The following is a 16,651-nucleotide window of genomic DNA, read 5'->3' on the forward strand; positions in this document are numbered from 1 at the left end:
AAGGAGCCGTCTGACCGTGCCGTCTACATGAGACTCTCTGCTGGCGCTATAAGACACCTGCGGAACTACAGTTTGACACGTGCGCCAAACGCCGGCGAGAGAACGTGAACAACCTACCCGGCTTATTCCAACGCGTACCGATTTTCCCGATACGAGTCGCCACCGATGGTCGTCTTCGCCTCGTCGACGAACTCGAATCCGAACTGTTCGTAGAAGGTGTTTCCCGGCTCGTTCTCGGCGAGAACCATCGCGTTGATTCGGTCGACGCCTTCGGTAGAGAGGTCGCCACGTATTCGTTCGAGCAACTCGGACCCGACGCCCTGCCGTCGGTGGTCGGGGTGGACGTACAGACGGAGGATGTACCCCTCGTGTTCGTCGTTGCTCCACGTCGCGTGAGCGAATCCGACAACCGATTCGTCGCGTTCGGCGACGAGCACGAGTGACCGCGCCGGGAGCAGCGCATCCGCGATTTGCTCGTGTGCGTACCAGTCTTCGACACCCGCGTCGATAGTCTCGCGTGTCAGTATCTCCGGGTAGTCAGTCTCCCACGACCGTTTCGCCACCCGTCGAATCGCCTCGATGTCGTCCTCGGTGGCCGCTCGTATTGGCATGAGAATAAGTACCACGGGTACACCGATATTCCTTCCCTTCAGCACGGACTGCGAGATTACCGCTTCGCCAACACCGTTTCGCCCGCTCGAACCGACTCGCCTTTCTCCACGACGATGTCGTCCGAACTGAACCCCTCGGGCAACAGCACGTCCGCCCGAGAGCCAAAGTCGATGTGGCCAATCTTGTCGCCGCGTTCGAGGTCGTCTCCAGCGGAAACGTACGGGTGTATTCGCCGGGCGAACGCACCCGCAATCTGGGACACCTCGTACTCGCCGTCGTCGGATTCGACGGTGATATCGACGCGCTCGTTCTTGTCCGAGTCTTTCGAGAACGCCGGTTTGTGCGCACCGGGACGGTGCGTCACGTCCTGAACGGTTCCGGAAACGGGGGCGCGGTTGACGTGAACGTCGGTGACGTTCATGAACACCCCAACACGAATCCGGCCGTCTTCGACGCGAATCACCGAAACGTGGCCGTCGGCGGGTGAGATGATACCCGATTCGGCGGGTGGCGACCGGTCCGGGTCACGGAAGAACCACAGAACGAACACGCCGACGCCGAGGAGGACGGCACCTACCGGTGGGAACACGAACGTTGCGACTGCCGCGCCGAGGAATGCAGGAACGGCAAACCGTCGATAGCCGGGGGCGAACTGCATCTATGCCTCACCACGGACGTCGGCGCCCCAACTCGTCAGGAGGTGCGTGATGTGCAGACGGTCGTCGATACCTGTCGAGAGGTCCAGATCCACCTGGCCGGCGATTTCGTGGAGGCGCGCGAGTTCGCCGTCCGCGAAGCGTTCGGGAGTGGCGTCCGCGACACGGAGGACGTCACGGAGGAGTTCCTGCCCCTCGTAGCCCTCGTCGTCGAGGAGCGTCGTAATCGTCTTGCGGGCGTCCTTAATATCGCCGTCGCGAGCGTTGATGAGGAGCGTCTTCAAGTCGTCGTCGAAGCCGACGTCGCCGAGCGCGGCGTGGACCGTCGACATGGTGACTTCGTCCGCCTCGTTGGCCGTTCGCTGGGCCGAGAGGATGGCCTTGCGAATGTTCCCACCGGAGGCGTCGACGAGGAACTGGAGGCCGCCAGCGTCGTAGTCGATACCCTCGGCATCGAGGATGTCCGCGACGAGGGCTTCGAGCGCGTCGTCGTCCGGTGCGGGCATCGGGATGGGGAAACACCGCGAGCGAATCGGTGGGATGAGTTTCGACGGCTGGCGCGTGGTGATGACGAACTGCGTCGTTCGGTGGTGTTGTTCCATCACCCGGCGGAGCGCCTGCTGGAAGTCCTCGCGGATGGCCTCGGCGTTGTCGAGGACGATGGTCTTGTACTCACCCGACATCGGGGCGTAACTGGCCGACTCCTTGAGCACGCGATTTATCATATCGCGTTTCGCCATGCGACTCCGGCCGTCGAGGAACTGCTCGAAGCGCGGGTCCTGTCGAATCTGCTTCTTCGTCCGGTTGAAGAAGTCCGCGACGTTGAGTTCGATGAGGTCGTTCTCCGGGTCGGCGTGTGCTTCCTCTGCGAGTGCACGGACTGCAGCAGTCTTGCCGACGCCCGGCGGCCCCTGAACCACGAGGTTCATCGGTTCGTCCACGGCGCGACGAAGGCGCTCGCGGACCTCCTGTTGTGGGAGGTCGTCGAGCGTCGGCGCATGCGTCTCGGTCCACAGCGGCGCGTCCATTGGATTTCGGTAACAGTCGGTCGGGTAAGAATCGGTCGGTCCGTCGCACTCGGTGGGGTCTGAGCCCAGAACGATTCGACGCACGTTTAGCCCCGCCGCTATCAGTATCAGCCATGTCCATGCGTGCGACCTTCCTCGGGACCGGCGGGGCCGTCCCCACCACGGCGCGAGCGCCGAGCGCGTTTCTCGTAAACCGCGACGGCGAGCGCCTGCTGTTCGATTGCGGGGAGGGAACTCAGCGACAGATGATGCGGTTCGGAACCGGGTTCGGCATCAGCCACCTGTTCGTCACGCACCTCCACGGCGACCACATCCTCGGCATTCCGGGGCTGATTCAGACGCTCGATTTCAACGAGCGAGAGGGGCCACTGGCCATCCACGGCCCACCGGGAAGCAAGCGCCATCTCCGGCGTCTCGTCCACGCCGGTGGCTACCAGCCCGGATTCCACGTCTCGTTCCACGAAGTCTCTCCCGGGAACGTCGCCTACAGCGCCGACGACTACGAAGTCCGAACCTTCGAGACCGAACACCGAACCTCCTCGATTGGCTACGCCCTCGTCGAAGACGACCGGCCCGGCCGGTTCGACCGCGAAAAGGCCGAAGAACTTGGCGTCCCAGTTGGCCCGGCCTTCGGTCGCCTCCACAACGGCGAAGACGTCGAACTCGAAGATGGGACCGTCGTCAAGTCTGACCAGGTCGTCGGCGACCCCCGACCCGGTCGAAAAGTCGTCTACACCGGCGACACGAGACCACTCGACTCGACAGTCGACATCTCCCGCGACGCCGACTTGCTCGTCCACGACGCGACGTTCACCGACGAGGAAGCAGACCGGGCAAAATCGACCGCCCACTCGACTGCACGTGAAGCAGCGCGCGTCGCCCGCGACGCGAACGTTCGCCGGTTCGCACTGACTCACGTCTCGGCCCGGTACGCGGCCAATCCGAACCCGCTTCTCGAACAGGCGCGAGAAGTCTACCACGGCGACGCGTTCGTCGCCGAAGACGGGCAGAAAGTCGAGATTCCGTTCCCGGATAGCGAGTAGCCACCCGACACGCACGCTTTTCTCGCCACCGCACACATCGTCTTGCGTGCCAACCAACGCCTTCCACATCGTAGACGTGTTCGCGACGGCGACGTACGCCGGGAACCAACTCGCCGTCTTCGAAGACGCCGACACGCTCACAGACGAGCAGATGGCCGCACTCGCACAGGAGATGAACTACTCCGAGACGACGTTCATCGAAGGCGGCAATCCGGACGACGGCTTCGACGTTCGCATCTTCACCCCCGGCGGAGAGATTCCGTTCGCCGGCCACCCTACGCTCGGAACTGCCGCAGTCCTTCGCGAGCACTTCGACGCCGGCGACGAGGTGACGTTGAACCTCGGTGTCGGACCGATTCCGGTCGAAGTGCGCACGGGGAACGGCAACGAGGAGTACTGGATGACGCAGAACGCGCCGGAGTTCGGCGACGAACTCGACCACGAGACGCTCGCAGACGTACTCTCGCTCGACGTATCCGACCTCGACACTGACTGGCCGGTACAGGTCGTCTCGACTGGCCTCCCTGCGGTGATGATTCCGCTACTGGACCGCGATGCACTGGGCCGATGCACGGTCGACCCGGCAGCGTACCAGGCATTCGTGAGCGACGTGGGCGTCGAGAATCTCTTTCCGTTCTGTCCGGACCCACGCGACGAGGCGAACGACATCGCAGCGCGAATGTTCGCCCCTGGTCACGGCGTCCCCGAAGACCCAGCCACTGGAAGTGCAAACGGGAACTTCGCCGGCTATCTCGCCCGCCACCGCTACTTCGGTGACTCCGAAGTCGAGGCGACCGTCGAACAGGGCTACGAGATGGGTCGCCCCTCGCACCTCTTCCTCGAAGCGAGCGACGACGGCGACGAGGTGTCCGTCCGCGTCGGTGGAGCGGTGGAGTTCGTCGCAGAAGGGAATCTGGTCTGAGTCGGCAGTTCTGGACTCAGTCCAGGTGGTCGTCACAGACCGGATTTCGGCCGTCGTCGAGAAGCACGACGGGGACGCCGAGAACGACCCATTCACGCACGTATCGCCGAATGGTCGTCGCCGGCGCGCCACACTCGACGCACGTGGCATTCGTGTCTGAGGACGTCGATTCGAGTATCCGCCTACGCGGCCCAAACGTCGTCCGCGAGTACGCCGGTGTTTTGAACAAGAGATAGCCGAGACTGGCGACGACACCGACAGCGACGAGTGGCAGGACGAACCGCCCTGCACTCGTCCGCACGAGTGCGCCGATGATGACTAAGAGAACAACCACGACGACGAGTTCGCGGCGGAGTCGCATCAGGCCGAACTGGTGGAGTTGCTGGAATCGCTCGACGAGGACGACGAAGACGAGGATGAGGACGTGGAGGAGGACGACCCGTCACTGTCGAGCGACCGCACGAACTGCGGATAGCCGTCCCCACCGACCGGGATGTACACCGTGTCCGTCTCGTCTAACTTCTCGATGTACTTCTGGGCGAGCACCTCGTCAGAGAGTGACTCCGCGAGGATGCGGTTGGCGTCGGCTTCACCCTGTGCCTCGATTCGCTTCCGTTCTGCTTCGAGTTCTTCGACGGCCAGTTCGTCTTGTTTCTGTTGGCGTCGTTGTTCGGTAATCTCCTTTTGTTCGACGGCCTGCGCGTACTCGGAGGGGAGTTCCACGTTGCGAATCTGAACCGCTTCGAGGATGAGGCCGGCCTCTTCGAACTCCGCACCGAGTTCTCGTTCGGCGGCGGCCTTCAGCTGCGTCTGGCCCTCGCCGGTGTAGATGACCGTGACCGGGAGGCGTCCGGCCTCGGTGCGGAGGACAGACCGAATCGACGGCCGGATGAGACGCTCTTCGGCGGACTCGACCGTCCGGTAGTTCTGGTAGAACTTGACCGCTTGCGCGGCGTCGACGCGGTAGCGGACCGTCACGTCGATGTCGGTTCGGAGGCCGTCCTGTGTGAGGACGGTGATGGCGTCGTCGCCCTGTCGTTCACCTTCGCTGGCAGCCGAAGACATCGTGTACGACTGCGGACGAACCGAGAGGGAGACGGTAGATTGCGAGACTGGATTGACGAGGTGCGCACCGGGGTCGAACACCGTGCCCGTCGTCGCACCCCACTTCTTGACCACCTTTACGTTCCCCTCTTCGACGGGTTCCCACGCGAGCAGTCCCGCGATGGGTGCAGCGACGAGGAGGAGGGCGATACCAGCAATGAGGGCAATCCGCGTCAGCGACCGGGGAGTCACCGACGGCGGGTCGGGGATGTCTGAGCTCATCGTGTCGATATTATGCCCATCTGATTTGTTACTTCCGTGTCAAGCCACGTCACAACCGGCAGCGTGCGTCACGACGCTCGTGGACTGAACTGAGACACCTCGGCGTGGAGTATATATTCAGTGCGTCCCTAGTCGGCGACGTGAACGACCGGACGAGCGCGCTCGACTCGGTCGTCTTCGGCGTTGATATCCAAAGCGGCGACGTCCGCGGGGATTCCCCCTCGTACGCCCTCGTCGTGTTGGACACCCGAGACACCGAGTCAGACGAGGTCCGAATCGAACGAGACGTCGTCTCCTTCCGCAAGTTACGTCGCCTCATCGAGCGCGACGAACCCGCACTCGTCGCGACGGACAACATGTACGAACTCGCGACGGACAAAGACGACCTGGTTCGCTTCCTGCGATGGCTTCCTCACGAGACCAGACTGGTGCAAGTCACGGGGGCCGAACGGCCAGAACCACTCTCCCGAGTGGCATCACGCCACGGCGTCCCCTACGGCAAAGAGCCGATGAAAGAGGCGGAAGCGGCCGCCAGACTCGCCCTTGCGAACGTCGGCTACGAAGTCGTCGCCTTCGAGAACACGACCACAGTCAAGGTCTCTCGCGGGCGGTCGACCGGTAAGGGTGGCTGGAGCCAAGACCGCTACACGCGGCGTATCCACGGGTCGGTCAAACAGCAGTCCCGTGAGGTCGAAGCGGCGCTCAAAGAGGCGAACCTCACGTACGAACACGAGGTGACCGAAAAGTACGGTGGCTACTCACAGGCGCTGTTCACGGTCGAAGGGCGACCACAGGACATCCCCGTCTCCTCACGGCGGTCCGGTGACACCCGTATCGAAATCGAGCGCGAACGACGCGACGGCATCGAGTTCGAACCGCTGGTCAAGCGGCGTGACCGCGTCATCGTCGGTATCGACCCCGGAACGACCACCGCCGTCGCTGTCGTCGGACTCGACGGACGCGTCCTCGACGTCCACTCGACCCGAACCGCGGACACAGCGACCATCATCGAATGGCTCATCGAACGCGGTCGCCCGAGTCTCGTCGCCGCCGACGTCAACCCGATGCCAGAGACGGTCGAAAAGTTCCGCCGGAGTTTCGACGCCGCTGGGTGGGCCCCGCCGAGCGACATCCCGGTCGACGAGAAACTCCATCGGACGCGCGAGGTGAACTACGAGAACGACCACGAGCGCGACGCACTCGCGGCCGCGCTGTTCGCCTTCGACGACCACGAAGACCAGTTCGAACGTATCTCGCGGAAGGTTCCCGCCGACGTGGACCGCGAAGAGGTCATCTCTCGCGTCCTCACGAGCGAGGAATCCGTCGAAGCCGTCCTCCGGGAGATGAACGACGACGACACCGACACGGGTGACGACGACGCCGACGAGACACCCGAGCAACCCGAACTCACTCCCGAAGAGCGTCAGATTCGGACCCTGAAGTCGCGTGTGGCCCGGCTGGAATCTCACGTCGAAGACCTGAACGAGTCGCTCGACGAGAAGAACGAGACCATCGAGGAGTACAAGAAGGAGCTCTCCGATGCCCGCCGCGAAGAACGGCGTGAGGCCCGCGAGCGACGTGAAGTGAACCGACTCGAACGCGAAAACGGACGGCTGGAGCGGGAAGTCGAGTCACTCGAAGCCGACAAGGAGGAGTTGGCAGAGAAACTCGACCGCCTCAAGTCGCTGTGGAAACTCGACCACTCGAACTTCGATGACGTGAACACCGACGGCAACCTCGCCCCCGTGAAAATCGTCGAGCAGTTCACCAACGGGGCGCTGGACCACACCGTCGAAGAGTACGGCATTGCCGCCGGTGACGTGGTCTATCTCCGTGACGCCAGCGGAGCAGGGCGAACGACGGCCGAGCGACTCGCAGCGTTCGAGCCACGCGTCGTCCTCCGGTCAGGAAACCTCTCGGACGTCGCCGACGAGGTGCTCTTCGAAGCAGAAGTGCCGGTCGCACCCGCCGACGACCTCACGATTCAGGAGATAGACGAACTCGCCGTCGCCCGCGAATCCGAAATTGCGGCCGCCATCGACGCGTGGGAAGAACGCGCCGAAGCGCGTCGGAAGAAGAACAGAGAGTCGATGGTCGACCAGATTATCTCCGAGCACCGCGCCGAGAACCGGCGACAGTAACGTCGTTTTTATCCTGTCACGTCGTCGCCGCCGGCGAGTCCCCCGACGACGAAGTACAACGCCGCACCGAGGAGTGGCACGAAGAACGCGAACGCGGCCCAGAACGTCGCGTTTCGGCCTTTGAACGTCGCGTCCTTGTGGACCCGATAAGGAAGATAGATGTGGAAGACGAGGAAGTAGACGGCGAAGCCGAGGATGTACGGGAGGAGGTCACCACCGCTCACCGACGCCCACATGACTGCCAGCAGGCCGAAGACGGCGAGCATGAGCGCTGCGAAGATGAAGATTGGCGCTCTCGTTCGAGTTCCTGAGTCGGACATCACCCGGAGTTAGGACCGGGACGTGTTGTCGGTTTCGCCCGCGAGCGGGTTTCCAGAAGTCATATCCCACATCCCCGTCAGAAACCACGTATGGACGCATACGACCTGATCACTCGGAACGCCTCCGAAGTGGTCACGGAGGACGAAGTGCGCGCGCTGGCCGACGACCCCGATGGAAAGCGAGCGTACGTGGGCTACGAGCCTTCGGGAGTCCTCCACATCGGTCACATGCTCACGGCAAACAAGCTCATCGACCTGCAGGACGCGGGCTTCGAGGTCGTCGTGCTGCTCGCCGACGTGCACGCCTACCTCAACGGCAAGGGCACGTTCGAGGAGATTCGCGAGACGGCCGAGCGGATGAAAGAACAGTTCATCGCCTACGGCCTCGACGAGAGTCAGACCGAGTTCGTCCTCGGGTCGGAGTTCCAACTCGACGAGAGCTACGTGCTCGACCTGCACGCGCTCGAACTGGAGACGACGCTCTCGCGTGCCGAGCGTGCGATGGCCGAAATCAAGAGCGGTGAGAGTGTGACCGTCGCGCAGGCAGTCTACCCCATCATGCAGGCGCTGGACATCGTCTACCTCGACGTCGACCTCGCCATCGGTGGGATGGAACAGCGGAAGGTCCACATGCTCGCCCGTGACACGCTCCCGAGCATCAACGAGGACGCACCGACCTGTATGCACACACCGCTCATCGCGGACCTCGCGACTGGCATCGGCAAGATGTCTTCCTCGAAAGGCGTCACCATCTCGATGGAAGACACCACCGAGGACATCGAAGCGAAGGTCAACGATGCCTTCTGCCCGCCGACGGCGGACCCCGAGCCGACCGACGACGGCGAGGCACGTGAGAATCCTGTGCTTCAAATCTTCGAGTACCACGTCTTCCCGCGCTTCGAACGCGTCGTCGTCGAGCGCCCCGACAAGTACGGTGGCAACCTCGAATACGACGACTACGAGTCGCTCGAAGCCGACCTCGAATCCGGTGAACTCCACCCGCTCGACGCGAAGGGCGCGCTCTCGGGCTACCTCGACGAACTCATCGCACCGGGCCGCGAGAAGATAGACGCCTAATCGGCGAACAGGGCCGTCTCAGGCCATCCCGAACATTTTCATCACGTTCTCTGCGAGACCGCCAGCGACGAGCCCCAGTCCCGCGACGACGAGTGCGATACCGGCCGCGACGAGAGGTGCTTGGACAGCGACGATGGCGATTCCTGCGAGGAGACACGCCACGCCAGCGATGCCTTTCGTTCCGAGTTTGTCGAGCATACCACGACGGCGGGCCGGCAGCCCCCTAAACGCGTCGTTCGGCGCGACAGTCCCGTCAGACAAACGTCGGCGGGTTTAAACATGACGACGTAGAAGCGTCGCGCATGAGCGACGACGAGAACGAGCGCCGCCGAGACCTCCGAATGCCGAACGACGACGAAGTGTTCGCCGTCGTGACCAACATGCTCGGTGCCAATCGTGTCCGCGTCCGCTGTGCAGACGGCGTGGAGCGGACCGCTCGCATCCCTGGCCGAATGCAGAAGCGTATCTGGATTCGAGAAGACGACGTAGTCCTCGTCGAGCCGTGGGACTGGCAGGACGAGAAAGGCGACGTGACGTGGCGCTACGAGAAGTCCGAAGCCGACCAGCTCCGCCGCGAAGGCCACATCCAGTAGACTGACTCGCATCGACACCGCGACACCACGATATCGACCGAGACAGACGCTCTGGACGGTCCAGTAGCCGACAAATCCCACGAAGACAGAGCCTGTGGCCTTTTCATCTCGCCTCCCGTAGGCCTAGTTCAATGAGTGACGAGTTCGGCTTGGTCGAACCCCAAGAGGGCGAGGCGTTTGGCGACGAGTGGGAAGAGATAGACCTCTCTGACGACGAGGCAGACCGCATCGCCAAGCGGCGTGACCGCGACTTCGACGAGTTCAGGATTCGGATGAAAGACGCCGACCAGTTCAAAGTCGAACAGTCGGTGTTCGACGACGCCACCTTCGCGGCAATCTACAAACTCGTCCAAGACGGCCACATCGCCGCCTTCGGTGGCCCCATCTCGACAGGGAAAGAGGCCAACGTCTACGAAGCACTCGGCCCCAACGAGACCGAAGTCGCCGTCAAAATCTATCGCATCAACGCCTCGGACTTCCGCCACATGCGGGACTACCTCGAAGGCGACCCGCGATTCGAGGGCATCGGCCACGACAAAGGACAGGTCGTCCGCGCGTGGGTCAGAAAGGAGTTCGCCAACCTCGAACGCGCCCAACGCGCCGGCGTCCGGGTTCCAAAGCCAATCGACGTCCAGCGGAACGTCCTCGTGATGGAACTCGTCGGATTGGCCGAGGACCGGGCGCGCCGTCTCTCCGAGGTGAACGTCGAGAACCCACAGACTGCGTTCGAAGTCGTCCGCGAGTACATGCGCCGCCTCCACCGCGCTGGCCTCGTCCACGGCGACCTCTCCGAGTACAACCTCATCATCCACGACGGCGAACTCGTCGTCATCGACCTCGGCCAAGCGGTGACGATTCACCACCCGAACGCCGAAGAGTTCCTCCGGCGTGACTGCCACAACGTTGCCAAATTTTTCCAGCGGCAGGGTGCCGATGCCGACGAAGACATGCTGTTCGAGTTTGTCACGGCCGACGAAGAGGAGGAATAGTCGATGACGGGAGGCGTCAGGAGTCGATTCCTCGTCGGAGCGTGCGAGTGAGACACGTAGCGCTCCCGCGAGCGAACGCTTAAACCACTCCACTGGGTATCCATCCCTATGCAGCACGTCAAGGTGCCGCAGGACCGTATCGGTGTTCTCATCGGCGAAGGTGGCTCGACGCTTCGAGAGATCGAAAGTCGCGCAGAAGTTCGACTCGACGTCGACTCCGAAAACGGCAGCGTCGCAATCGACAGCGTCGGCGACCCCGTTCTGGGTATGGTCGCCCCCGATGTCGTCCGCGCCGTCGGCCGTGGCTTCGCCCCTGAGGACGCGATGTCGCTCCTCGACGACGATATGCGGATGTTCGAACTCATCGAAATCGACCGGCACACCCGGAACAAGAACGACATGCGGCGCAAGAAGGGCCGACTCATCGGTGAGAACGGGCGCACCCGCGAACTCATGGAAGAGTTGAGCGGTGCAACCGTCGTCATCTACGGGTCGACGCTCGGCATCATCGGCCAACCCGAGGAAGTCGAAGTCGTCCGTCGCGCCGTCGAGATGATTCTCGATGGTGCGCCCCACGGCGCCGTCTACTCGTTCCTCGAACGCAAGCACAACGACCTGACCAGCGGCTTCAACGTTCGCCAGAACAACTGAGGCGCCACCACCGACGGGGCATCCGCAACCGCGGGACCTCACAGACGAGGACACCGTTCACGCGGTCCTGACCCACCGTATCATCTTTTTGCCACACATCGTATCGTGAGTCATGACGCCGCAGTTCGAGACGGTGGATGGACGGTCCGTCCCCGCCGTCACGGCCGACCAGATGCGAGAGGTGGACCGTGTCGCAGTCGAGGAGGTTGGACTCGCACTCCTCCAGATGATGGAACACGCCGGGCGCAATCTCGCCGAGGTCGCTCGTGAAGTCGCAGATGGTGGCCACGTCGTCGTCCTCGCAGGCGACGGTGGGAACGGTGGCGGCGGCATCTGCGCCGCTCGACATCTGGCGAACGGCGGCGCGGACGTGACGCTCGTCCTCGACCGAGACGCAGACGAGTTGACCGGTGCGGCCGCTCGACAGCGTCGCATCCTCGCCGCCACGGATGCGAACGTGGTCGCAGCAGCGGACGCGACACAGACTGAAGTCGCAGCGGCGCACATCCGAGACGCAGCAGTCGTCGTCGATGCACTCGTTGGCTACGGGCTTTCGGGAGCGCTCCGCGGAACGGCAGCATCCCTCGCCGAAGCGACGCTCGACGCCGCCCACGTCGTCTCGCTCGACGTTCCCTCGGGGATGGATGCGACGACCGGCGAGACACCCGGCGTCGCAGTCGAGCCCGACACGACGCTCACACTCGCACTTCCGAAGACGGGACTCACTGCGGCGACTGCTGGCGACCTCGTCCTCGCCGACATCGGGATTCCCCGCGGCGTCTACGACGAACTCGACATCGACTATCGTGACCCCTTCGCTGGCGCACGCCGAGTCTGGCTTCGGATTCGGTAATAAACCCTCGTGATTAGCAGCCCTCTTCGGGGTGCCACTGCACCACTGTGTTGCGTTTTGACATACCAATAAACACAACCCTTTTATAGAATCACAAACAATCAGGCGATGACTATGAGCCAGCGAATGCAGCAGGGTCAGCCCATGATCATTCTGGGTGAAGACTCGCAGCGCACATCCGGTCAGGATGCGCAGTCGATGAACATCACGGCCGGCAAAGCTGTTGCCGAAGCCGTACGCACCACGCTCGGCCCCAAGGGGATGGACAAGATGCTCGTCGATTCGTCGGGCCAGGTCGTCGTCACGAACGACGGCGTCACCATCCTCAAGGAGATGGACATCGACCACCCCGCGGCCAACATGATCGTCGAAGTCTCCGAGACGCAGGAAGACGAAGTCGGAGACGGGACGACGACGGCCGTCATCATCGCAGGTGAACTTCTCGACCAGGCCGAGGACCTCCTCGAGTCTGACGTCCACGCGACGACCATCGCACAGGGCTACCGCCAGGCCGCCGAGAAGGCCAAGGAAGTCCTCGAATCGAACGCCATCGAGGTCACCGAGGACGACCGCGAGACCCTCATGAAAATCGCCGCCACGGCGATGACGGGCAAGGGCGCAGAGTCCGCCAAGGACCTGCTCGCCGAACTCGTCGTCGACGCCGTGCTGGCAGTGCAGGACGACGACGGCATCGACACGGACAACGTCTCCGTGGAGAAGGTCGTCGGCGGCTCCATCAACAACTCCGAACTCGTCGAGGGCGTCATCGTCAACAAAGAACGCGTCGACGAGAACATGCCCTACGCGGTCGAGAACGCGAACGTCGCCATCCTCGACGACGCGCTCGAAGTCCGCGAGACGGAGATCGACGCCGAAGTCAACGTCACGGACCCAGACCAGCTTCAGCAGTTCCTCGACCAGGAAGAAAAGCAGCTGAAGGAAATGGTCGACAAACTCGTCGACGTCGGCGCCGACGTCGTCTTCGTCGGTGACGGCATCGACGACATGGCACAGCACTACCTCGCCAAGGAAGGCATCCTCGCAGTCCGCCGCACCAAGTCCTCTGACCTCAAGCGCCTCGCCCGCGCCACGGGCGGTCGCGTCGTCAGCAACCTCGACGACATCGAGGAAGACGACCTCGGCTTCGCCGGCTCCGTCGGCCAGAAGGACGTCGGTGGCGACGAGCGCATCTTCGTCGAGGACGTCGAAGACGCCAAGTCCGTCACGCTCATCCTCCGCGGCGGCACCGAGCACGTCGTCGACGAACTCGAGCGCGCTATCGAGGACTCCCTCGGCGTCGTCCGCACGACGCTCGAAGACGAGAAGGTCCTGCCCGGTGGCGGCGCCCCCGAGACGGAACTCTCGCTCGTCCTGCGCGAATTCGCTGACTCCGTCGGTGGCCGCGAACAGCTCGCCATCGAAGCCTTCGCCGAAGCGCTCGACATCATCCCGCGCACCCTCGCCGAGAACGCTGGTCTCGACCCCATCGACTCCCTCGTCGACCTCCGCTCCCGCCACGACGGCGGCGAGTTCGCCGCTGGCCTCGACGCCTACACGGGCGAGGTCATCGACATGGAAGCAGAGGGCGTCGTCGAGCCCCTCCGCGTCAAGACGCAGGCCATCGAGTCCGCAACCGAAGCCGCTGTCATGATTCTCCGCATCGACGACGTCATCGCTGCTGGCGACCTCTCCGGTGGCCAGACCGGCGACGACGACGACGAAGGCGGTGCACCCGGCGGCATGGGTGGCATGGGTGGCATGGGCGGTATGGGCGGCATGGGCGGTGCGATGTAAATCGCCCCCTGTTAGGCCACCATACACCCACCATCTGACCCACGCACAGACTCGAATCGTCGGCCCGATTTCGCACCGTTTTTTCTGAGTTCACACCCGCGAGTGGCGTCCACGCCCTGAGAATCACGGTTGTCGTCGCGTTAATCGAGCACCGGGAGCGCGCTGGAACACTCAGTGGACCACAAATAGCCTATTTGTTCAGTATCTGAGACAGAAGTTGACAAAACGTTCTAAAATACCAGTTATGGTGTTCGAAATGTCGGTGGGGGAATCTATACTTATACCCCGTGGCAACCACTGACAAGGTATATGACCTCCACCGAGACATCGGACCACTCCGCCGTCTCGGACGCTGCCGACCCAGCGAGACGACCGGCGTTTCTCGCTGTGGTTGGTCCCCGCGTCTCCGAGGCGGCATCGGTCGCCGCCACGTTAGCCTCCGGGCCACTCGTCCACGCCCCTCTCAGCAAGTCGCCGTCGCGACTCCGTGCGACACTCGCGGCGATGCGCCAACCAGATACGCCGTTCGTCGTCGCGACCGACAGCGCCGCCGCAGTCCGGGATGCCGACCACGTCCTCGTCACCGACGGCGGGGTCGTCGTCGAAGACGGAACACCGACAGACCTCCTCGCCATCCCCGGTTACTACGCCCAGCGATACGGTGACGAAATCGGTGCGAACTTCTCCGACCCCGGGAAGGACGTCGCCGACGAGTGACGAACCGGCCCCCAACCTTCTCTTTGCGTGCTCTCGTAGCCTCTGCCATGGGCGACAGAGCGTGCTACCGTGAGTTCTGCCCGGACTGCGACGCGCAGGTGACGGTCGTCGACGACGAGTGCCCGGGGTGTGGGCGTGAGTTGGAACTGAAGTGAGCAGATTTTCCCGAAGAGCCGAATCCCGCGCGAGTCTGTTCCAACACGCCTCGCTGTGGCTCTCCGATTTTCCATCAACGAAAAGAGCGCGACGGGACTCCCGTGAGCACCGCGAGCGGGAGTCAGGAGCGCTCGCTGAACGAACGAAGTGAGAGAAGCGAGCGCGACGGGATTCGAACCCGCGGCCGTCGGATTAGAAGTCCGACGCTCTGTCCAACTGAGCTACGCGCCCTCGTATCTCAAAAACAGGTGCCAAATGAAAAACGAATCGGCTTCTATCCGTCGAAGCGGTACAGCGACGTGACCGCCGGAAGCCGGTTGAACATCCAGTAGGCGATGGGCAAGCCGACGATCGTAACCGCGAAGAACGCGGCGACGTTCGCCCAGAACCAACTGAGCCACCAGCCGACGAAGAGGAAGTACACGCCACGGACGAGGAGCGAGCGCTGTCCCCGGCCAGCGTCGGGCGCCCCGAGTGAGCGCGGTTCTTTCAGCGAAAGTACCGTCGGCACGAGATTGATGAGTTTGATACCCAGTGGAAGGCCGATGATGGTCGCGTTCAGGAACCACGCGATGTTGACGACGGCGGGCGTCGCCCACCACCCGATGAACAGGAACCAAATCGCCCTGACGAGGAGGGACCGTTGTTTCATACACGACAGTATGCGACAGGGGAGGAAAAGAGACGTGGCCACACGAGAGTCGGACGGCCGCTGATTTTGCGTGCCCGGAGCGACGTGAAGGGAGGCTTTAACAGCGCGAACACGGTATCACCGCCTATGAGAGTCATCGGGACGGTCGGCTTGCCCGGAAGCGGAAAGGGCGAACTCGCCGAAGTGGCCCGCGAAGCAGGCATCCCTGTCGTGACGATGGGCGACATCATCCGCGAGGAGTGTCGCGCCCGCGGTCTCGACCCGGCGACGGACCACGGGAAGATAGCGAAGGCGCTCCGCGAAGAGGAAGGCGATGACGCCATCGCCGCGCGCTCGCTTCCCGTCATCGAAGACCACCTCGAATCGAACGACGTGGTCGTCGTCGACGGACTTCGGTCGGGCGTCGAACTCGACCGCTTCCGTGACGCATTCGGCGACGAGTTCGTCCTCGTGAGCGTCGAAGCGCCGTTCGAGATGCGCGCCGACCGCCTCACCGACCGCGGCCGCGACGAGAGCGACACCGACGTCGAGGCGCTGAAGAAGCGCGAAGCGCGTGAACTCGACTTCGGCATGGACGAAGCGATGGAGCGTGCAGACGTGGTCATCGAGAACACGGGGACGCTCGACGAATACCGCGAGACCATCACGCAGTTGTTCGAAGCGGGACCAGACGCGGTTACGGAGACCGCCGAATGATATACAGCGTCGACGTTCGAATCGAGGCCCCAGTTCGAGATACCGAGGTCACAGACCGCGTGGCGGACGCTGTCGAGAACCTCTTCCCCGGCGTCGAACTCACCCACGAACCCGGGAAACTCGTCGCCGAGACCCACGAGTTAGAACGGTTCTCCGAGCGTCTGCACGAGCAGGCGATTCTCGACACTGCTCGTCGGGAGTTCGACAAACGTCGCGACGAGGACAGTTTCTCGTTCGCCCTCAAGAAGCAGGCCGCGTTCAAAGGCGTCGTCAACTTCTCTGTCGGCAATCCCGACGAACTCGGCGACATCGAAGTCCACGTGACCGTCCGCGACCCGTCGGTCGAAGAACTCGTCGACTACATCGCGCCACCGACCGAAGACGGCCGGCCAATCGACCCCGCAGACAGATAACGACGCACACGC

20 protein-coding genes and 1 tRNA gene are annotated in these 16,651 nt (G+C 63.1%); 12 read left to right on the forward strand and 9 right to left on the reverse strand.

Annotated elements, in window-relative coordinates; translation table 11 throughout:
- Positions 1–122 precede the first annotated feature (122 nt).
- From GJR98_RS02725 to GJR98_RS02735, 3 genes are read right to left on the reverse strand one after another with little or no spacing between them, the layout of a single operon-like run.
- A complete protein-coding gene (locus tag GJR98_RS02725; RefSeq protein WP_151135225.1) occupies positions 123–611 on the reverse strand; it encodes a GNAT family N-acetyltransferase in 489 nt (162 codons plus the stop codon).
- 56 nt (positions 612–667) lie between these two features.
- The gene (locus GJR98_RS02730; protein WP_151135227.1) at positions 668–1,270 is read right to left on the reverse strand and encodes a protein sorting system archaetidylserine decarboxylase; all 603 of its coding nucleotides are present in this window, start codon (positions 1,268–1,270) and stop codon (positions 668–670) included.
- Positions 1,271–2,296 carry an AAA family ATPase gene (locus GJR98_RS02735; protein WP_151135229.1) on the reverse strand — a complete coding sequence of 342 codons (1,026 nt, stop codon included), beginning with the start codon at positions 2,294–2,296 and terminating at the stop codon, positions 1,271–1,273. It lies immediately after the preceding gene.
- A 113-nt stretch (positions 2,297–2,409) separates the two neighbouring features.
- On the opposite strand from GJR98_RS02735, the gene rnz reads away from it, so the two are divergent.
- Together rnz and GJR98_RS02745 are read left to right on the forward strand one after the other, a co-directional pair.
- Positions 2,410–3,339 carry a ribonuclease Z gene (gene rnz, locus GJR98_RS02740; protein WP_151135231.1) on the forward strand — a complete coding sequence of 310 codons (930 nt, stop codon included), beginning with the start codon at positions 2,410–2,412 and terminating at the stop codon, positions 3,337–3,339.
- A 46-nt stretch (positions 3,340–3,385) separates the two neighbouring features.
- Positions 3,386–4,261: a PhzF family phenazine biosynthesis protein gene (locus GJR98_RS02745; protein ID WP_151135233.1), complete on the forward strand. Its 876-nt coding sequence runs from the start codon at positions 3,386–3,388 to the stop codon at positions 4,259–4,261.
- A 16-nt stretch (positions 4,262–4,277) separates the two neighbouring features.
- Here GJR98_RS02745 and GJR98_RS02750 read toward each other — a convergent pair whose 3' ends face one another.
- The gene (locus tag GJR98_RS02750; protein ID WP_151135235.1) at positions 4,278–4,622 is read right to left on the reverse strand and encodes a hypothetical protein; all 345 of its coding nucleotides are present in this window, start codon (positions 4,620–4,622) and stop codon (positions 4,278–4,280) included.
- Positions 4,622–5,587: a prohibitin family protein gene (locus tag GJR98_RS02755; protein WP_151135237.1), complete on the reverse strand. Its 966-nt coding sequence runs from the start codon at positions 5,585–5,587 to the stop codon at positions 4,622–4,624. Before GJR98_RS02755 ends, GJR98_RS02750 begins: the two co-directional genes overlap by 1 nt.
- Positions 5,588–5,727: 140 nt before the next feature.
- Between GJR98_RS02755 and GJR98_RS02760 the strand changes: the two genes are divergently transcribed.
- Positions 5,728–7,728 (forward strand): DUF460 domain-containing protein, encoded by a 2,001-nt coding sequence (locus tag GJR98_RS02760; protein WP_151135239.1) that lies wholly within the window; start codon positions 5,728–5,730, stop codon positions 7,726–7,728.
- Between the two features lie 8 nt (positions 7,729–7,736).
- On the opposite strand, the gene GJR98_RS02765 is transcribed toward GJR98_RS02760, so the two are convergent.
- A complete protein-coding gene (locus GJR98_RS02765) occupies positions 7,737–8,048 on the reverse strand; it encodes an ATPase (RefSeq protein ID WP_151135241.1) in 312 nt (103 codons plus the stop codon).
- 90 nt (positions 8,049–8,138) lie between these two features.
- Between GJR98_RS02765 and GJR98_RS02770 the strand changes: the two genes are divergently transcribed.
- Positions 8,139–9,125 carry a tyrosine--tRNA ligase gene (locus tag GJR98_RS02770; RefSeq protein ID WP_151135243.1) on the forward strand — a complete coding sequence of 329 codons (987 nt, stop codon included), beginning with the start codon at positions 8,139–8,141 and terminating at the stop codon, positions 9,123–9,125.
- An 18-nt stretch (positions 9,126–9,143) separates the two neighbouring features.
- Here the strand turns inward: GJR98_RS02770 and GJR98_RS02775 are convergent, their stop codons facing one another.
- Positions 9,144–9,323 (reverse strand): DUF7470 family protein, encoded by a 180-nt coding sequence (locus GJR98_RS02775; RefSeq protein ID WP_151135245.1) that lies wholly within the window; start codon positions 9,321–9,323, stop codon positions 9,144–9,146.
- Between the two features lie 104 nt (positions 9,324–9,427).
- Here GJR98_RS02775 and eif1A point away from each other — a divergent pair, with 104 nt between their 5' ends.
- The 6 genes from eif1A to GJR98_RS02805 all read left to right on the forward strand — a co-directional run bounded on the left by eif1A (position 9,428) and on the right by GJR98_RS02805 (position 14,722).
- Entirely contained in the window at positions 9,428–9,718 is a 291-nt protein-coding gene (eif1A, locus tag GJR98_RS02780; RefSeq protein WP_151135247.1) for a translation initiation factor eIF-1A, read from the forward strand.
- A gap of 131 nt (positions 9,719–9,849) precedes the next feature.
- Positions 9,850–10,707 (forward strand): serine/threonine-protein kinase Rio1, encoded by an 858-nt coding sequence (gene rio1, locus GJR98_RS02785; RefSeq protein WP_151135249.1) that lies wholly within the window; start codon positions 9,850–9,852, stop codon positions 10,705–10,707.
- A 108-nt stretch (positions 10,708–10,815) separates the two neighbouring features.
- Positions 10,816–11,358 carry a KH domain-containing protein gene (locus GJR98_RS02790; protein WP_151135251.1) on the forward strand — a complete coding sequence of 181 codons (543 nt, stop codon included), beginning with the start codon at positions 10,816–10,818 and terminating at the stop codon, positions 11,356–11,358.
- A gap of 112 nt (positions 11,359–11,470) precedes the next feature.
- Positions 11,471–12,211 carry an NAD(P)H-hydrate epimerase gene (locus GJR98_RS02795; RefSeq protein ID WP_151135253.1) on the forward strand — a complete coding sequence of 247 codons (741 nt, stop codon included), beginning with the start codon at positions 11,471–11,473 and terminating at the stop codon, positions 12,209–12,211.
- Between the two features lie 144 nt (positions 12,212–12,355).
- Positions 12,356–14,005: a thermosome subunit alpha gene (gene thsA, locus GJR98_RS02800; protein WP_151139371.1), complete on the forward strand. Its 1,650-nt coding sequence runs from the start codon at positions 12,356–12,358 to the stop codon at positions 14,003–14,005.
- 309 nt (positions 14,006–14,314) lie between these two features.
- The gene (locus tag GJR98_RS02805; protein ID WP_151135255.1) at positions 14,315–14,722 is read left to right on the forward strand and encodes an ABC transporter ATP-binding protein/permease; all 408 of its coding nucleotides are present in this window, start codon (positions 14,315–14,317) and stop codon (positions 14,720–14,722) included.
- A gap of 313 nt (positions 14,723–15,035) precedes the next feature.
- Here the strand turns inward: GJR98_RS02805 and GJR98_RS02810 are convergent.
- Both GJR98_RS02810 and GJR98_RS02815 read right to left on the reverse strand, forming a co-directional pair.
- Positions 15,036–15,109, reverse strand: a tRNA-Arg gene (locus GJR98_RS02810).
- A gap of 43 nt (positions 15,110–15,152) precedes the next feature.
- The gene (locus GJR98_RS02815; protein ID WP_151135257.1) at positions 15,153–15,530 is read right to left on the reverse strand and encodes a YccF domain-containing protein; all 378 of its coding nucleotides are present in this window, start codon (positions 15,528–15,530) and stop codon (positions 15,153–15,155) included.
- Positions 15,531–15,656: 126 nt separating this feature from the next.
- Between GJR98_RS02815 and GJR98_RS02820 the strand changes: the two genes are divergently transcribed.
- Both GJR98_RS02820 and GJR98_RS02825 read left to right on the forward strand, forming a co-directional pair.
- A complete protein-coding gene (locus tag GJR98_RS02820) occupies positions 15,657–16,226 on the forward strand; it encodes an AAA family ATPase (RefSeq protein WP_151135259.1) in 570 nt (189 codons plus the stop codon).
- The gene (locus GJR98_RS02825; protein WP_151135261.1) at positions 16,223–16,639 is read left to right on the forward strand and encodes an RNA-binding domain-containing protein; all 417 of its coding nucleotides are present in this window, start codon (positions 16,223–16,225) and stop codon (positions 16,637–16,639) included. Before GJR98_RS02820 ends, GJR98_RS02825 begins: the two co-directional genes overlap by 4 nt.
- Positions 16,640–16,651 lie beyond the last annotated feature (12 nt).

Origin of the sequence: Haloferax marinisediminis (genome assembly GCF_009674585.1) — an archaeon.
GTDB lineage: Archaea > Halobacteriota > Halobacteria > Halobacteriales > Haloferacaceae > Haloferax > Haloferax marinisediminis.

What these genes read in the sequence shown, in the direction of transcription:
- GJR98_RS02755 (WP_151135237.1), bottom strand. Translation starts at nt 5,587, where the DNA reads ATGAGCTCAGACATCCCCGACCCGCCGTCGGTGACTCCCCGGTCGCTG.
- thsA (WP_151139371.1), top strand. Translation starts at nt 12,356, where the DNA reads ATGATCATTCTGGGTGAAGACTCGCAGCGCACATCCGGTCAGGATGCG.
- GJR98_RS02730 (WP_151135227.1), bottom strand. Translation starts at nt 1,270, where the DNA reads ATGCAGTTCGCCCCCGGCTATCGACGGTTTGCCGTTCCTGCATTCCTC.
- eif1A (WP_151135247.1), top strand. Translation starts at nt 9,428, where the DNA reads ATGAGCGACGACGAGAACGAGCGCCGCCGAGACCTCCGAATGCCGAAC.
- GJR98_RS02790 (WP_151135251.1), top strand. Translation starts at nt 10,816, where the DNA reads ATGCAGCACGTCAAGGTGCCGCAGGACCGTATCGGTGTTCTCATCGGC.
- GJR98_RS02725 (WP_151135225.1), bottom strand. Translation starts at nt 611, where the DNA reads ATGCCAATACGAGCGGCCACCGAGGACGACATCGAGGCGATTCGACGG.
- GJR98_RS02825 (WP_151135261.1), top strand. Translation starts at nt 16,223, where the DNA reads ATGATATACAGCGTCGACGTTCGAATCGAGGCCCCAGTTCGAGATACC.
- GJR98_RS02735 (WP_151135229.1), bottom strand. Translation starts at nt 2,296, where the DNA reads ATGGACGCGCCGCTGTGGACCGAGACGCATGCGCCGACGCTCGACGAC.
- GJR98_RS02815 (WP_151135257.1), bottom strand. Translation starts at nt 15,530, where the DNA reads ATGAAACAACGGTCCCTCCTCGTCAGGGCGATTTGGTTCCTGTTCATC.
- rnz (WP_151135231.1), top strand. Translation starts at nt 2,410, where the DNA reads ATGTCCATGCGTGCGACCTTCCTCGGGACCGGCGGGGCCGTCCCCACC.
- GJR98_RS02820 (WP_151135259.1), top strand. Translation starts at nt 15,657, where the DNA reads ATGAGAGTCATCGGGACGGTCGGCTTGCCCGGAAGCGGAAAGGGCGAA.
- GJR98_RS02750 (WP_151135235.1), bottom strand. Translation starts at nt 4,622, where the DNA reads ATGCGACTCCGCCGCGAACTCGTCGTCGTGGTTGTTCTCTTAGTCATC.
- GJR98_RS02795 (WP_151135253.1), top strand. Translation starts at nt 11,471, where the DNA reads ATGACGCCGCAGTTCGAGACGGTGGATGGACGGTCCGTCCCCGCCGTC.
- GJR98_RS02765 (WP_151135241.1), bottom strand. Translation starts at nt 8,048, where the DNA reads ATGTCCGACTCAGGAACTCGAACGAGAGCGCCAATCTTCATCTTCGCA.
- GJR98_RS02770 (WP_151135243.1), top strand. Translation starts at nt 8,139, where the DNA reads ATGGACGCATACGACCTGATCACTCGGAACGCCTCCGAAGTGGTCACG.
- GJR98_RS02775 (WP_151135245.1), bottom strand. Translation starts at nt 9,323, where the DNA reads ATGCTCGACAAACTCGGAACGAAAGGCATCGCTGGCGTGGCGTGTCTC.
- rio1 (WP_151135249.1), top strand. Translation starts at nt 9,850, where the DNA reads ATGAGTGACGAGTTCGGCTTGGTCGAACCCCAAGAGGGCGAGGCGTTT.
- GJR98_RS02805 (WP_151135255.1), top strand. Translation starts at nt 14,315, where the DNA reads ATGACCTCCACCGAGACATCGGACCACTCCGCCGTCTCGGACGCTGCC.